This window comes from Aliirhizobium cellulosilyticum, from assembly GCF_014198105.1.
Lineage (GTDB): Bacteria > Pseudomonadota > Alphaproteobacteria > Rhizobiales > Rhizobiaceae > Neorhizobium > Neorhizobium cellulosilyticum.
The window spans coordinates 931,304-945,504 of sequence record NZ_JACIGW010000001.1; the positions used below are offsets into that span (position 1 = coordinate 931,304).

The window sequence follows — 14,201 nt, forward strand, 5'->3', positions numbered from 1 at the left end:
GCTCTTTCCTACTGGCCAAGCCGTTCGAGAAGGGCAGGGACGTGCACCTGGTCGGCCTTGTAGTTGCCGGTCAGCATGTACATCATGATGTTGACGCCGGCGCGGTAGGCGTATTCGCGCTGCATGTCGTCCGGGGGAACGGTCGGCAGGACCGGTGCTCCCTGCTGGTCGACAGCCCAGGCACCGGCCAGATCATTGCCGGTGATCATGATCGGCGAGACGCCGTCGCCGCCCGAGGAGACCTGGTTGGCGCTGTTGCGCGCGTCCTGACGTGCCTCGACCCAAAGAGCGCTGCCATTGTAGCGGCCCGGAAAATTCGTCAGCAGATAGAATGACCGTGCAAGGACATGGTTTTCCGGAACGGGTTCGAGTGGCGGAATGTCGATATTGGCAAGAATTTGCTGCAGCCGTTCGCCATTCGGCGTGCTGCCGCCACCGCCAAGCGAGGAATACTGGTCGCGGGTATCGAAGAGCACGGTGCCGCCGTTGCGCATATAGGCGTCGATGCGCGAGATGGCGGCCTGCGAGGGCATCGGCGCATTGGCGGAAACCGGCCAGTAGATGATCGGATAGAAGGACAGTTCGTCCCTGGTGATATCCAGACCGACGGGTGCGCCGGGCTCCAGCGTCGTCCGATAGGTGAGGAACTCGGTCAGACCCGCAAGCCCCTGTTCGGAAATGCGATCGACATCGGCTTCGCCGGTCGTGACATAGGCGAGATGGGTCGTGTCGAGATGTTCGAGGATCTGTTCGTCGCCGGCCTTCGCACCGCTACCTTCCGGCATTTCCTGTGCGGAAACCGGGTGAGGCTGGAATGCGATGAGGCCGAAGGCGATTGCGGCAATTCCTGTTGCTGCAGCACCGGAGCGGCGTCGTGATCCCTTGGGCAGGCGCGAGAAGGCTCCGTTGATGAAAAGCACGATCAGGCTGTCGAGAATGAGCATGGCGAAGGCTGCCGCGAAAAGAGCGGGGCGCAGCGAGACGGCTTCGCCGCCGGCCAGACCTTCACGGGTGACAGCGCGACCGATCGGGGTGGGATCGAAGGCTGCGAGTTCTGCGCCGGGCGGCAAAAGGTTGACCGCGGAAAAGCCGTCTTCGGTGCCGTAGAGGCCCGGAGGATGATCGAAAGTGGCGGATGGCGTTTCGCCGGCGCGGATCATGATCGGGCGCACCCCACTGGTTTCGGTCGACAGCAGGCCGTCGGCAGTCAGCAGGCGATAGGCGGGCAGCGTCGCGGCTGCGTTTTCCGAACCTGCCGATGCGGTGGTTGCACCGCCGGCACGGGCCATCTGGACGACACGGCGAAGCATTTCGACGAAATTGCCGGAGAGCGGCAGATTCGACCATGTGGCTTCGGCGCTGGTGTGGAAGAGCACGAGGCGACCGGCATCGACATCACGGGTGGTAACGAGCGGCGTGCCATCGGCAAGGCTTGCCCAGGTGCGTTCGGCAAGATCCGGAGTCGGTTCGGCAAGAACCTGGCGGGTAACGGTAATGTCGGTTGCGCGGGGCATGCCGGCGAAGGGGCCGATAGTGGGGAAATCCGCCAGCGACTGCGGTTCCGACCAGGACATGGCACCGCCAAGCGCTCGTTCGCCCTGGCGCAGTCTCACAGGAACAAGCGGGTCATCGGCGGGGGCGGCCGCAAGGCGTGGACCGGCGAAGCGGATCAGCGTGCCGCCGCGGGCGATCCAGCGTTCCAGCGGTTCATAGGTCTCGGCCGGAAGACGACCGACATCTGCCATGATGATGGCGGACGGATTGTTTTCCAGGATTTGCGGGATTGCGACCGCAAGGTCCGCCGTATTCGTCTGGATGATATCGGCATAGGGCGAAAGTGCCCGGTTGATATAATAGAGCGGCTGCAGGAGCGGCTGGAAATCGCTGCCGCTCTCGCCGGAAATCAGCGCGATGCGGCGGCGCTTGAAACCGTCGTCGAGCAGATGGGTGGCGCCGGCAGTGGCGAGACCCTCGACGCTCAGCCGGGCGAAATCGTTGCGCAGTTCGAAGGGAGCCGAAATCTCAGCCGTCGCGGTGCCGGAACCGGCTGCAAAATCGACCGTACCGGAGGCGAGCGAGCGGCCTTGCTGGTCGAGTGCATTGACTGTCAGCTGTTGCGGAGCGGCGGTATCGCGGCGGGTTGCGGTGACGGCCATCGTCTCGGAATTGTTGGTGGCGCCGGTAAGCGCGACCGCGCCGCGGCCGTCGCCCTGATAGAGACGAACGTCATTGGGTGCGAAGGAGGCAAGGGCCGTCATCGCGTCACCATCGCCAGGGGCTGCAATGCCGTCGGAGATCAGGGCAACCGTGCCGAGCGGGTTGCCGTCGAGCGCTTCCTGCAGGGTGCGGATTGCGCGCAGGCGATCAGGAACGAGTGGTTTCGGTTCTGCTGCAGCAAGCTTGTCGCGAGCGGCAGACGCGGTGCCTGCGGTGGGCTCGTTGTCCGTGTCGGCGGTGAAGGTTACAGAGACAGGCACATCGGCGCTTTCGGCCTCGTCGATCAGCATGTTGGCCGTCTCGAGGCGGCGTTCCCAGTCGACCGAACTCGACCAGCCATTGTCGATGACAAGCGCGAGCGGGCCATTGGCATTGAGCGAGCTGGCGCGGGGGTTCATGACTGGATCGGCAATCGCGAGAATGACGGCGGCTGCAAGCAGCATGCGCAGAAGCGTCAGCCACCAGGGGCTCTGGGCCGGGGTTTCCTCGCGCTTCAGGACGGTTGCGAGGATGCGAAGCGGTGGAAAGACCTCGGCTTTCGGGCGTGGTGGGGTGAGGCGCAGCAGCCACCAGATGACCGGCAACGAGAGAAGACCAAAAAGGATCAGCGGATTGGCGAAAGCAAGCGCGTTCATGTGCGGCCTCCCGGAAATGCCGCGGGCATGCCTGACAGCTGGCTGTGAACGGCGACGAGTGCTTCGGAGGCGAGATGATCAGTGCGGTGGAAGGTGAAGCTCCAGCCAAGGTGGCGCAGGCCATCGCCGAGCGCTTCGCGGCGGGCGAGATAGGCACGCTGGTAATCCTCACGGATCATTTCTGCGCGGCCGGAGGTTAGTTTTTCGCCTGTTTCCGGATCGGTGAATTCGGTACGGCCGGTATAGGGGAAGGTCTCTTCAGCCGGGTCGGCGACCTCGATCACGTGTCCGCGCAGGCCGCGTTTTCCAAGCGGCGAGATGCGTGACATGACGCTGTCGGCATCATCGAGAAAATCGCCGATCAGAACGATATCGCTCTGGCCGCGGATCATCGCGGTTTCCGGCAGGCCGGTAGTGAGGGGAGCATGCATGATGGCGGTCGCCAACCGCTCCGCAGCGTTGCGGGCCGAGACCGGTTCCATGATGCCGGGACATCCTATCCGTTCGCCGGACCGGGCGAGGATTTCGGCAAGCGCCAGCATCAGAACAAGCGCGCGGCTTTCCTTGGAGACCATGGCGTAGGTCGACTTGTACATCATCGACGGCGACATGTCGGCCCACAGCCAGATCGTGTGGGCTGCTTCCCATTCGCGGTCGCGTACATAGGTATGGTCATCGCGAGCGGAGCGGCGCCAGTCGATGCGCGACAGGCTTTCACCTTCGGCATAAGGCCGGAACTGCCAGAAGTTTTCGCCCATGCCGCGTTTGCGCCGGCCATGCCAGCCGGCGATCACCGTATTGGCGATGCGCTTTGCTTCCACCATACAGTCGGGCACGAGTGCTGCACGCGCCTGGGCGCGGGAGAGGACTTCGCTGCTGGGTGTCTGCTCGACGATCTGGCCGATTGATGCCACGCATTGTCCTTTCAAGGAGGCGAATATTCCCGAGGGAAATTATCCGCGGGCCTGCTTTACCAATCCGGCGATCACGTCGCGCACCGACATGCCTTCGGCACGGGCGGCGAAATTCAATGCCATGCGGTGTTCGAGAACCGGTTCCGCCAGCGCATAGACATCGTCGAGCGAGGGGGCGAGGCGGCCCTGATAGAGCGCGCGGGCGCGGGCGGTCAGCATCAGCGACTGGCCGGCGCGTGGGCCGGGACCCCAGGCGACGTGGCGGTCGGTATCGGCATTGCCATGACCAGGGCGGGCCGAGCGGACGAGCGACAGGATCGCGTCGACCACCTTGTCCGATACCGGCATCTGGCGGATCAGCATCTGGATTTCCTGCAGGCGGGCGCTATCGATGACGCCGCGGGGCTTGGCTTCGGCAAGACCGGTCGTGCCAAGCAGGATCTGCCGTTCGGCATCAAGGTCAGGGTAGAGGACATCGACCTGCAGCAGGAAGCGGTCGAGCTGGGCTTCCGGCAATGGGTAGGTGCCTTCCTGTTCCAGCGGGTTCTGAGTTGCCAGAACATGGAACGGGGCGGGGAGATCGAAACGCTGGCCGGCGACGGTGATGTGATATTCCTGCATGGACTGCAGCAGCGCCGACTGGGTGCGCGGCGAGGCGCGGTTGATTTCGTCAGCCATAAGCAGCTGGGCGAAGATCGGGCCCTTGATGAAGCGGAAGGAGCGGCGACCGGTTTCGTCCGTATCCATGACTTCCGAGCCGAGAATATCGGACGGCATCAGGTCGGGAGTGAACTGAATACGGTTGGAATCGAGGCCGAGAACCGTGCCGAGCGTGGTGACGAGCTTTGTCTTGGCAAGGCCGGGCACGCCGACGAGCAGGGCGTGGCCGCCGGACAGGACGGCGAGGAGCGTGTTTTCCACCACCCGTTCCTGGCCGAAAATGACCTTGGCGATTTCCTCGCGGACGGCGGCTATATCGGACAGCGCCTTTTCGGCGGCAGCGACGATTGCCTTCTCGTCAAGAACGGCCTCGGTTGGATTCATCACGCCCATGTCGTTCTCCATAATCAAGGTCGATATTCATACGCCGGTCGGGTGCTTGCCCTCAGCACGAGTCGTTGCACCGCAGCAAGTACATTAGCCTCAGAAACTATTACCCGAAATAAGGCTGACAAGCTCGTTCCGAATGACTATCTCGTGAGGAATGATCGCGACGGTCAACGATTAATTTCGAACCGGGACTGAATGATGGCAGCAGAGACGATAAATTCGGCGCCCGACGCCGCCGGCCTTGCGGCCCTGATTTCGCGCGCTGCCGAGCAATCGGGAGGCAAAAATCGCGGATTGCCGCCGGTGGACAAGTGGAATCCGCCTTTCTGCGGCGATCTAGACATGGAAATCCGGGCTGACGGTACCTGGTTCTACATGGGAACGCCCATTGGTCGGGCGTCGCTTGTGCGGCTGTTTTCGACAGTATTGCGCAAGGATGACGACGGCAGAACCTATCTCGTCACGCCTGTGGAAAAGGTCGGAATCCGCGTCGTCGATGCGCCGTTCGTGGCGGTCGAGATGCAGGCGGGGGAGCAAAATGGCGCTCCGCTGATCACATTTCGCACCAATGTCGGGGATGTTGTCGAAGTCGATGCGGCCCATCCTCTGAGGTTCGATATTGTTGGCGAAGAGCGGCAGTTGAAGCCGTATGTGCTTGTTCGCAGACGGCTGGAGGCGTTGGTCTCACGGGCGATGATGTATGAGCTGGTCGCGCTTGGGGAGACTGTCACGATCGATGGGACCGAGATGTTTGCCGTTCGCTCAGGGGGCGAGGTCTTTCCGATCATGCGTGCGGACGAACTGGAGCGGCTGGCATCATGAGTGACCTGACCATGGACGAGACGGCACCGTTTTCAGCCGGAGAATTCCGTCGTCGCGCTCTGCATCAAAGCGGCAGGCCGCTCGATGCGGCCTGGGGTGATCATGGTGATCATCGGCTCAATCCGCAATTCGTAAACTTGGCGCGTGACCTCGAGCTGCGCGATGCGGCGGTGCTGGTGCCGGTCATCGATGATGGAAACGAGGCGAAGATCATCCTGACGCAGCGGACGGCAAGCCTGCGCAAACATTCGGGCCAGATCGCTTTTCCGGGCGGAGCCATAGATCCCGAAGACAGTTCGCCCGAGCAGGCGGCGCTGCGCGAGGCGCGTGAGGAGATCGGGCTTGATCCCAGTTTTGTCGAGCCATTGGCGCGACTGCCGAATTATTATGCCCCATCGGGGTTTCGCATCACGCCCGTGCTTTCCCTAGTCAGGCGCGGTTTCGAGCTGACGCTCAACCCGACCGAGGTGGACGATGTGTTCGAGGTGCCGCTGTCGTTTCTGATGAACGCGGCGAACCATCAGCAGGGCAGCCGCCAGTTCGATGGCACGGAGCGGCATTTCTATCTGATGCGCTACGAGGACCGGGATATTTGGGGGATTACCGCCGGTATCCTCCGCACGCTTTATGAAAGGCTTTATGCATGACTTCTGTGGCTGGCGAGACCTGGTTTCAGGACACGGCCCTGGGCCAAGTGATGGCGCTGTTGAATTCCGATGGCGGCGAGGCGCGGGTCGCAGGCGGCGCCGTGCGCAATGCGCTGATGGGGCTTGCTGTCGCCGATGTCGATATCGCGACGACGCTTAGGCCAGAAATGGTGGTCGAGCGGGCAAAGGCTGCCGGTATCAAGGCGGTACCGACAGGTATCGAGCATGGCACGGTGACGCTGGTCGTCGACGGCCGCGGCTTCGAGGTGACGACGCTGAGACGGGATGTCGAGACCAACGGACGCCATGCCGTGGTCGAGTTCGGCACCGACTGGACGGCGGATGCCGAACGGCGCGACCTGACGATCAATGCGCTTTATGCGGATGCCAAGGGCGAGGTGATCGATCTCGTCGAGGGGCTGAAGGATATAGAGACGCGCACGGTGCGTTTCATCGGTGACGCCAGCCAGCGGATCGCGGAGGATCATCTGCGTATCCTGCGGTTCTTCCGGTTCTTTGCCTATTACGGTTCGGGTCGGCCGGATGCGGATGGCTTGCGTGCCTGCGCGCGCGCCAAGGACATGCTTTCGAGCCTTTCGGCCGAGCGCGTCTGGACCGAAACGAAGAAACTGCTCGGGGCACCCGATCCGTCACGGGCGATGCTCTGGATGCGACAGGCCGGCGTTTTGACGGCAATCCTGCCGGAGACGGAAAAATGGGGCATTGACGGCATTCACGCTCTCGTCGCTGCTGAACGGGCGATCGGCTGGAAGCCAGAGCCGCTGTTGCGGCTGGCGGCGATCGTGCCGCCAGATGTCGAGCGGCTCGAAGCGCTTGCAAAGCGGCTGAGATTGTCGAATGCCGACGCGTTGAAGCTGCAACAATGGGCGGCAACGCCCATGCCACCGGATGAGGTAACGGATGTCGGTTTCGCACGGCTTCTCTACCGGCATGACCGGCTTGGCATGATATTCCGATTGAAACTGGCGCTTGCTTCGACCAGGGCGGTCGCCGAGGGCGATCCGGTGGCTATGCGCAAGAGCGCGAGGCTTTCTCAGCTTCTGTCCAAGGCAGAAAAATACCAGAAACCGGTCTTTCCGCTTTCGGGGGGCGATGTAATCGCTGCGGGCGTTCCGGCTGGAAAACGGGTTGGCGAGATACTCAAAGAGCTTGAGGAGTTCTGGATCAGCCGCAACTTTTTGCCCGAGCGGCCCGAACTGGCCGCCCGGTTGGCGAATATGGCCAGCGGCCAAAGCTAACCGCTAAGCCTTCAAGCAAGTCGCCGTCGCCAAGTCGCTGCACCATCTTGCGCGGCCTGTTTCAGGCTGGCGCGATCTCCTCGTTGCGGATACGTGCCTTGATGTTTTCCACCATGTTTTCGCGGATTATCTGTTCACCGTGATCGCTTCGCATATGCGCGACGGCGCGGCGCACGATCTCCGCGTCTTCTTCCGCGCGCGTGTGCCACTGGCAGCCGGGCACAAGCGTACCGCATTCAAAAAGCCGCATGGCCTTTACCTCCCTATGGTTGATGTCGGCCGCCCCGCATCGGGCGACCGAGAATAAACCGTCAGAATGCGTCGAGGTTCCGAAGCAAGGTCTCTGGTCAAGGACCAGAGCTAATCCCGGATGGCCCAGGACTGGAAAACCGAACCCGCTGGCGGGTTGACGGGCATCGACGGGGTCTCATCGGTTGCCGATGCATCCGGCTTAAAGCCGGCCAACTGGCGCTTCACCTGCGCAATGCAGAAGGAAAGAGGGAGTTCACCCCCGCTTTTTACCCGCATCTCCATTGCGAGACGGTCAATGAGTTCGGACTTGCTTGGTGTTTTGGAGTTTGCGTCGCCTTCAACGGGGGCGACGGATCGAGGCATGCTATTCGATGTAGTCATCGGATACTCCTCCCAGTGTATTTTCACAAACTAACACCGGGAGAGACGATTCGTGTATGACATTTATCAAATGTACGATGCCGTACGAAAAAAAGTTCGTGAGCGCTCGTGATCACGCTGGCTGTGGTTACGGCCAGCGTACCGCCGGGGGCAGGGAAGAGAGGATCGATTCCACATTCCCGCCCGTCTTCAATCCGAAGATCGTGCCGCGGTCGTAAAGCAGGTTGAATTCCACATAACGGCCCCGGCGTACCAGCTGTTCGTCACGCTGTTCTTCCGTCCAGGGGTTGTTGAAATTGGCTCGCACGATGCGCGGATAAACGAGGTTGAAGGCGCGTCCGACATCCTGAATAAAGGCGAAATCGGCATTCCAGCCGCCCTTGTCTTCCGAGGACTGCAGCCAGTCGAAAAAGATGCCGCCGATGCCACGTGGTTCGTTGCGGTGTTTCAGGAAGAAATACTCGTCGCACCATGCCTTGTAGCGCGGGTATTCAGCGACGGCCTCATGGCGTCTGCAGGTGATCTCCATGGCGCGGTGGAAGAGCTGGGTATCCGGGTCTTCCTGCGTGCGGCGGTCGTTCAACATCGGGGTGAGATCGGCGCCGCCACCGAACCAGTTGCTGGAGGTCACGACCATACGAGTGTTCATGTGAACGGTCGGGACATTGGGGTTGACCGGATGGGCAATCAGCGAAATGCCGGACGCCCAAAAACGGGGGTCTTCCTCCGCGCCGGGGATCTGGTTGCGGAAGTCCGGTGAAAATTCGCCATGGACGGTGGAGGTATGGACGCCGACTTTTTCGAAGACGCGGCCTTCCATCATCGACATGCGGCCGCCGCCGCCTTCGCCTTCATGGCGCAGCCAGTCCTTGCCGACGAATGCTCCGGGGGGCTGGTCAGAAAGAGAGCCTGTCAATTCGTGCTCAAGCGCTTCGAACGAGGCGCAAATCGTATCGCGCAGGTTTTCGAACCACGCACGGGCTGCCTGCTTCTTATCTTCGATATCCTCGGGCAGGCCTTTCGGCAGGTTCGGTCGTTCCATCATGCGTCCTCTCGTCATTGTGCGGTCGATTCGGCTCCTCTTTCCCCGCCATACCAGCAATGGCTTTAATGGGCCATTCTACCAGCCATTTCGAGGCTTCTCATCCATTGAAAATCGGACTCGCAAAACGTGCGAACCACGCTTATCTTCGTTTATTAGCAAGGTGCGGAGAGGCTTTCATGGCGAAATTCACACCACCGCCGCTCGACGGCTTGAAGCGGCGTATCGATCGCCACCGGCAGCATATGGCTGGCCAGCGCTCGGGCATGTTCGTGCGCGAAACCTACCAGATGTCGCGGATCGACGCGCGCGAAAAGGCGCGAGAATGGTTTGAGGAATTTCCCAAGGCTGCCTACTGGACCGAGGTGGAAAGCTGGCGGCAACTGGAGGGTGACCAGATCGAGTTCACCATGCGGCGCCTGCCGAGCGCGGACTAACCACATACGGTGCTAATCTTGATCTCAGGATCGTTTTTCCGCCTGCCTCAGTCTGCTTTCGATGAGCGAGCCGCTTTCATCCAGAATGGGATGAGCAACCGAGACGATGTGGGCGTTGATGCGTTTGAGATCGCGCAGCATGTCGAGATGTATCGAGCTCGTCTGCAGGCTTTCAAGCCTGCCTGCTCTGAGACGTTCGAGATGGCTTTCCGCTGAGCGTTTTTCCAGCCGCCGGACATCGACCTTTATCTCCATCAGTCGCCTTGCAAGGTTGACGTCGCCGGTGACGAAGACCGTCTGGGCGGTGCGCAGATTGTCGATCGTGAGATCAAAGAGATCGGCCAATTCCTTATAGCCGTCATCGGAGAATTTCAGGCCCTTTTCGATCTTCTTGCCCAGTTGGTCGCAGAGACCCTTTTCGATGATATCGCCCATATGTTCGAGGTTGATGGCGTAGTCGATGATGGCGATCGAACGTCGGGCATTGTCGTCGCCCAGTCCCTTTTGTCCCAGTTTCGACAGATAGAGTTTCACGTCCTGCTGCAGCCTGTCGACACGGCCTTCGAGGAGGGCGATCTCCTTCAAGGGCGCAAGATCGTTGTGCTTGAAGGCATTTTCGGTGCGGATCAGCATGCGTTCGATCTGATCGCCGACACCCAGAACTTCACGCGTCGCATTGGCGAGTGCGCGGATGGGATCATCCAGTTCGTCCGGATCGAGGAATTGCGGGCCTGTTTCCTTCTCTGGCTCCTCAGGGATCAGGCGGGTCATGAGATCCGAGATCAGGCCGCCGAAGGGCCAGGCGATGATTGCCAGAAGAAGGTTGAAGGCGAGATGCGCGTCGACCGGGAGTTTTTCGGGCGAGATCGGCAATGTCTGCAGAAGATCAGCGGCTATGCCGGCAAGCGGGAGAGCAAGAACGCAGCCGATGGCGCGGACAAGCAGGTTACCGCGCGTGATGCGGCGTGCTTCGGGCGGGCTGGTCAGCGTAGCGACCACGGGAGGGATCGCGCCGCCGAGATTTGCCCCGAGAATGAGGACGACGACCAGTCCCGGCGAGGCAATGCCGCTCGATGCCAGCGACAGGACCAGAATGACGATCGCGAGGCTTGACGAGGAGACGAAGGCGAGAGCGGCGGAGAAGAGGAGTGCAACCAGCCAGCTGGAATCGAGCAGGTTCAGAAATGCTGCAAGTGCTGGCGATTGCCGCATCGGTTCAGTCGCCAGCCCAAGAACCTGGAGCGACAGAAGCATCAGGCCGATACCGATCAGCGCCGTACCGAAGCCTTTTCGAGCAGCAGAGCCGTTGCGCAACAAGATCACTCCGACGAGCAGCAGCAGCGGCGCAAAGACCTCGGTTCCTGCCGCGACCAGCCAGGCGGTGACGGCCGTGCCGATATTGGCGCCGAGCAGTACGATCTGCGCCATGCGCGGATTGACCAGACCGCGTTCGGCAAAGGAGGCGGTCATCAGCGCGGTGGCGGTGGAGCTTTGCAGGGCGATCGTTGCAACGAGGCCGGAGAGGAGGGAGCGGGGACCGCTTCTCGTACTGTTGGCAAGCCCGGTTCTCAGCCGAGCGCCAAAGGCGCGGGTCACACCTTCCTTTACCTGTGCAAGGCCGAAGAGAAGCAGTGCGACCGCACCCAGGATATTGATGACGACGAGCGTCGATTGCACTCCAAACTCCCCGAAATGATCATGGAAAACAGAGGGCGATTCCGTTGCCGGCTAATGAATGATAGACCTTTTCCGCACGTGATCAAGCCACCGCGCGCGACAGATTTTTGGGTTTTCGCGAAGCGCCTATGGTTGCCAGGATGTCTGGCGCATGGCTTCCCCGGCAATCATCGCAGCGGACATCGCCACATTGATGGAGCGTTGCCCTTCCACCATCGGGATCAGGATACGGCCTTCTACCGCATCGTGAACGTTTTCCGGCACACCGGCGCTTTCTCGGCCGAAAAGCAGGATGTCGTTCAGCCGATAGGCAAATTGTGTATAGGGCTCGGGCGATTTCGTCGTTGCAAGCACAAGCCTGCGTCCGCTCGACCTGCGCCATTCATCGAACTGAGCCCAGTTGACGTGGCGGGTGAGTGAGACCGCCGACAGATAATCCATCCCGGCGCGTTTCAGGTTGCGATCGGAAATATCGAACCCTGCGGGCTCGATGATGTCGACGCCGAGGCCAAGGCAGGCGGCAAGGCGCAGGATCGTGCCGGTATTGCCGGGAATGTCAGGCTGGTAAAGGGCGATGCGCAGGTCGGTCATGCCCTTTGATTAGCGGAGATGATGCTTGCCGCTCAAGTCCTTTCAGCCGTTCGGATGCGGGGATGCGGCTGATTGGGTCTTTTCAATTTTGCCGCGAGCGTGTAGAAGGGCGGCCTGTTTAACGCCCATTACGGAGGCCTACATGGATATGACCGTGCTCTCGCGCCTCCGTCAGTCGGATACTCGTCTGGCCTGAGGCGTTTCGCGGTTCACGCAAAGTCTCTTCTTCACTGATCCGCTTTTTCTGATCCGTTCGTGGCCGCTTGAGGCCATGCCTGATTTTTCTCTCAGTGTCGCAGCCGGGCAGCTTTTCGTCGCCGGATCGCCTGAGAGACGTCCGTCTGCCGGAGCTTATTGATGTTTTCGTGGTTTGAACGCCGTCTCAATCCTTATCCCGACGACCAACCGACATTGCCGCCCAAGGGGCTTTTGGCATTCTGCTGGCATTATACCAAGCCAGCTTGGCCGTGGCTGCTTTTGCTTGGCAGCTGCTCACTGATCATCGCCGTGGCGGAAGTGTTGCTTTATCAATTCCTCGGCAATATCGTCGACTGGCTGGCCTCAGCCGATCGCCAGACCTTCCTTAGCGATGAGGGCGGCAAGCTGATCTGGATGGCTGTGCTGGTGCTCGTCGGCCTGCCGCTTGCCGGGGCCGTCCACACGGTGACCATGCACCAGGTGCTTGCGGGCAATTATCCGATGATCGCGCGCTGGCAGATGCACCGCTTCCTGCTGCGGCATTCCATGGCCTTCTTTGCCAACGAATTTGCCGGCCGCGTATCGACCAAGGTGATGCAGACCTCGCTTGCCGTGCGCGAAGCGACGATGAAGATCATCGACGTCTTCGTTTACGCGATCGGCTTTTTCGTCTCGATGCTGGCGCTTGTCGTTGCCGTCGAGTGGCGGCTGGTGCTGCCGCTGATCCTGTGGTTCGTGTTCTATGTGCTGATCCTGCGCTACTTTATTCCCAGGCTGCGCAAGCTTTCGAGCGAGCAGGCCGATGCGCGCTCAATGATGACCGGGCGGATTGTCGACAGCTATACGAATATCGGCACGGTAAAGCTGTTTTCCCATGCCGGCCGCGAGGAGAGCTATGCTAAGGAAGGAATGAACGAGTTCCTTGGTACGGTTCATAGGCAGATGCGCCAGATCAGCCTCTTGAACATCTTCGTCGATCTCAACAATGCGCTCACCGTGTTTGCCGTTGCCGGTCTCGGGATCTGGCTGTGGATGGGGGGCGGCGTCAGCGTCGGTTCGATCGCGGTTGCCATCGGCCTTGCGATGCGCATCAACGGCATGTCGCAATGGATCATGTGGGAAGTAACCGCGCTGTTCGAGGCTATCGGCACGGTCTATGACGGCATGAACATGATGACCAAGCCGCATGATGTGACGGACGCCAATGGCGCTCGCCCGCTTGCGACCAAGAAGGGTCACATCCTCTATGAAAACGTCCGCTTCCATTACGGGAAGAGCAAAGGCGTGATCGATGGACTGACGCTCGACATTGCTGCCGGCCAGAAGGTCGGCCTGGTTGGGCGTTCAGGCGCCGGCAAGACGACGCTGATGAACCTGCTTCTGCGCTTCTACGATCTGGAAGGCGGCAGGATCACCATCGATGGTCAGGACATTTCGTCGGTGACGCAGGATAGTTTGCGCGGCATGATCGGCGTGGTGACGCAGGATACATCGCTGCTGCATCGTTCCATCCGCGACAACATCGCCTATGGCCGTCCGGATGCGACCGATGCCGAGATCATCCAGGCGGCAAAACGGGCAAATGCCTTCGAGTTCATCGAGGGGCTGTCCGACCTGCAGGGGCGTACCGGTCTCGATGCGCATGTGGGTGAGCGGGGCGTGAAGCTTTCTGGCGGCCAGCGCCAGCGTATCGCAATTGCCCGCGTGTTCCTCAAGGATGCGCCGATCCTGGTGCTCGACGAGGCGACATCGGCACTCGATTCCGAGGTCGAAGCTGCGATCCAGGAAAACCTGTTCGCGTTGATGGAAGGCAAAACGGTGATCGCGATCGCGCATCGGCTGTCGACGCTAACCGAAATGGACCGCCTGATCGTGCTGGACAAGGGGCGCATCGTGGAGACCGGAACCCATGAGCAACTGGCGTCCGGCGGTGGTATCTATGCCGATCTCTGGCACCGCCAGTCCGGCGGTTTCCTGGGCGATCAATCGACGGAAGAAGAGGCGGCGGAGTAATCCGCCGTTTCCTTTTTATGGGGCTCGCGGGCGAAGCCGCTGCGACATAATGCGTAAGGACAAATA

The 14,201-nt window shown here is 60.8% G+C and carries 13 protein-coding genes; 5 read left to right on the plus strand and 8 right to left on the minus strand.

Annotated features, from left to right (window positions below):
- Nucleotides 1–8: 8 nt before the first annotated feature.
- From GGE33_RS04370 to GGE33_RS04380, 3 genes are read right to left on the minus strand one after another with little or no spacing between them, the layout of a single operon-like run.
- On the minus strand, nucleotides 9–2,852 hold the full coding sequence (locus GGE33_RS04370) for a DUF4159 domain-containing protein (protein ID WP_183821378.1): 2,844 nt from the start codon (nucleotides 2,850–2,852) through the stop codon (nucleotides 9–11).
- Nucleotides 2,849–3,766, minus strand: coding sequence for a DUF58 domain-containing protein (locus tag GGE33_RS04375; RefSeq protein ID WP_183821379.1), 918 nt, complete (start codon nucleotides 3,764–3,766; stop codon nucleotides 2,849–2,851). Before GGE33_RS04375 ends, GGE33_RS04370 begins: the two co-directional genes overlap by 4 nt.
- 39 nt (nucleotides 3,767–3,805) lie before the next feature.
- Nucleotides 3,806–4,819, minus strand: coding sequence for an AAA family ATPase (locus GGE33_RS04380; protein WP_183821380.1), 1,014 nt, complete (start codon nucleotides 4,817–4,819; stop codon nucleotides 3,806–3,808).
- Nucleotides 4,820–5,014: 195 nt separating this feature from the next.
- On the opposite strand from GGE33_RS04380, the gene GGE33_RS04385 reads away from it, so the two are divergent.
- From GGE33_RS04385 to GGE33_RS04395, 3 genes are read left to right on the plus strand one after another with little or no spacing between them, the layout of a single operon-like run.
- The gene (locus GGE33_RS04385) at nucleotides 5,015–5,638 is read left to right on the plus strand and encodes a DUF1285 domain-containing protein (RefSeq protein WP_183821381.1); all 624 of its coding nucleotides are present in this window, start codon (nucleotides 5,015–5,017) and stop codon (nucleotides 5,636–5,638) included.
- On the plus strand, nucleotides 5,635–6,285 hold the full coding sequence (locus GGE33_RS04390; RefSeq protein WP_183821382.1) for a CoA pyrophosphatase: 651 nt from the start codon (nucleotides 5,635–5,637) through the stop codon (nucleotides 6,283–6,285). Before GGE33_RS04385 ends, GGE33_RS04390 begins: the two co-directional genes overlap by 4 nt.
- Nucleotides 6,282–7,544 carry a CCA tRNA nucleotidyltransferase gene (locus GGE33_RS04395; RefSeq protein WP_183821383.1) on the plus strand — a complete coding sequence of 421 codons (1,263 nt, stop codon included), beginning with the start codon at nucleotides 6,282–6,284 and terminating at the stop codon, nucleotides 7,542–7,544. The genes GGE33_RS04390 and GGE33_RS04395 overlap by 4 nt, the downstream gene beginning before the upstream one ends.
- 61 nt (nucleotides 7,545–7,605) lie before the next feature.
- Here GGE33_RS04395 and GGE33_RS04400 read toward each other — a convergent pair whose 3' ends face one another.
- The 3 genes from GGE33_RS04400 to hemF form a co-directional block, all read right to left on the minus strand.
- The gene (locus GGE33_RS04400; protein ID WP_148145602.1) at nucleotides 7,606–7,794 is read right to left on the minus strand and encodes a DUF1059 domain-containing protein; all 189 of its coding nucleotides are present in this window, start codon (nucleotides 7,792–7,794) and stop codon (nucleotides 7,606–7,608) included.
- Between the two features lie 110 nt (nucleotides 7,795–7,904).
- Nucleotides 7,905–8,177, minus strand: a complete 273-nt coding sequence (locus GGE33_RS04405; protein ID WP_183821384.1) for a hypothetical protein — start codon at nucleotides 8,175–8,177, stop codon at nucleotides 7,905–7,907.
- A gap of 127 nt (nucleotides 8,178–8,304) precedes the next feature.
- Entirely contained in the window at nucleotides 8,305–9,219 is a 915-nt protein-coding gene (hemF, locus tag GGE33_RS04410) for an oxygen-dependent coproporphyrinogen oxidase (protein WP_183822358.1), read from the minus strand.
- Nucleotides 9,220–9,398: 179 nt separating this feature from the next.
- On the opposite strand from hemF, the gene GGE33_RS04415 reads away from it, so the two are divergent.
- Nucleotides 9,399–9,656 carry a hypothetical protein gene (locus tag GGE33_RS04415; RefSeq protein ID WP_183821385.1) on the plus strand — a complete coding sequence of 86 codons (258 nt, stop codon included), beginning with the start codon at nucleotides 9,399–9,401 and terminating at the stop codon, nucleotides 9,654–9,656.
- A gap of 24 nt (nucleotides 9,657–9,680) precedes the next feature.
- On the opposite strand, the gene GGE33_RS04420 is transcribed toward GGE33_RS04415, so the two are convergent.
- Complete coding sequence (locus GGE33_RS04420; protein ID WP_183821386.1) at nucleotides 9,681–11,333, minus strand: sodium-dependent inorganic phosphate transporter; 1,653 nt, start codon at nucleotides 11,331–11,333, stop codon at nucleotides 9,681–9,683.
- A 126-nt stretch (nucleotides 11,334–11,459) separates the two neighbouring features.
- Nucleotides 11,460–11,924, minus strand: coding sequence for a tRNA (cytidine(34)-2'-O)-methyltransferase (locus GGE33_RS04425; RefSeq protein WP_183821387.1), 465 nt, complete (start codon nucleotides 11,922–11,924; stop codon nucleotides 11,460–11,462).
- 357 nt (nucleotides 11,925–12,281) lie between these two features.
- Here GGE33_RS04425 and GGE33_RS04430 point away from each other — a divergent pair, with 357 nt between their 5' ends.
- Nucleotides 12,282–14,135 (plus strand): ABC transporter ATP-binding protein, encoded by a 1,854-nt coding sequence (locus tag GGE33_RS04430; RefSeq protein ID WP_183821388.1) that lies wholly within the window; start codon nucleotides 12,282–12,284, stop codon nucleotides 14,133–14,135.
- Nucleotides 14,136–14,201: the final 66 nt, after the last annotated feature.